The sequence below is a fragment of the Haloferax sp. KTX1 genome, assembly GCF_902410085.1.
In the GTDB taxonomy this organism is placed as follows: Archaea; Halobacteriota; Halobacteria; order Halobacteriales; family Haloferacaceae; genus Haloferax; species Haloferax massiliensis.
Map to the genome: position 1 here is coordinate 1 of NZ_CABPRH010000053.1, position 626 is coordinate 626.

A 626-nucleotide genomic window follows, 5' to 3' on the forward strand; every position below is an offset into this window, starting at 1 on the left:
CTCTAGCGTCGACCCGGTCGCCAGCACGAGGTAGTCGTAGTCGACTGCCGGAGCGGTGCCGTTGAACCGCAGTCGCTGGGCTTCGGTGTCGATTGCGGTCACGCGGTCGATTCGAAGGTCGACGGCGTCGTCGACGAGCTCGTCGAGCGGTCGCCGACCGTCTGCCGGTTCGCGTTGTCCGAACGGCACGTACAGCCAGACCGGCTTATATACGTGGTCAGGTCCGTCGTTGATCAGCGTGATTCGGACGTCGTCGGCGGCAAGCTCGACGTCCAGTCGGTCGGCGAGGTCGTTCGCGAGGACGGTGCCACCGGTCCCACCACCGACGATGACGACGTGCTCGGTCATGCTTTCTCCACGTAGAACGCGTTGTGGTCGTCGAGCTCCTCGATAGCGAGCAGTTCGTTGCCGGCCTCTTCGGCCCACTCCGGAACGTCGGTGAGCGACTGGTCGGTGTCGCTCAGGAGCCGAACCACGTCACCGGCTTCGGCATCTCGGATCTGTCCGATGAGGTCCATCAGCGGACCGGGACAGGCCGCGCCTCGGGCGTCGACGGTTTCGTCGGGTTCGATGTCAGTCATGGGAGTCTCACAGGAGGTAGTTGGAGCTCACCTGTATTAGTATTG

Annotated in this window: 2 protein-coding genes; both read right to left on the reverse strand. The window is 63.7% G+C overall.

Features of this window, described 5'->3' with window-relative positions:
- Window positions 1-348 (reverse strand): FAD-dependent oxidoreductase (locus tag FY251_RS20695; RefSeq protein ID WP_187367465.1); only part of this gene is annotated, 348 nt, incomplete at its 3' end.
- Window positions 345-581, reverse strand: coding sequence for a sulfurtransferase TusA family protein (locus tag FY251_RS20700; protein ID WP_008311828.1), 237 nt, complete (start codon window positions 579-581; stop codon window positions 345-347). The genes FY251_RS20695 and FY251_RS20700, both read right to left, overlap by 4 nt.
- Window positions 582-626 lie beyond the last annotated feature (45 nt).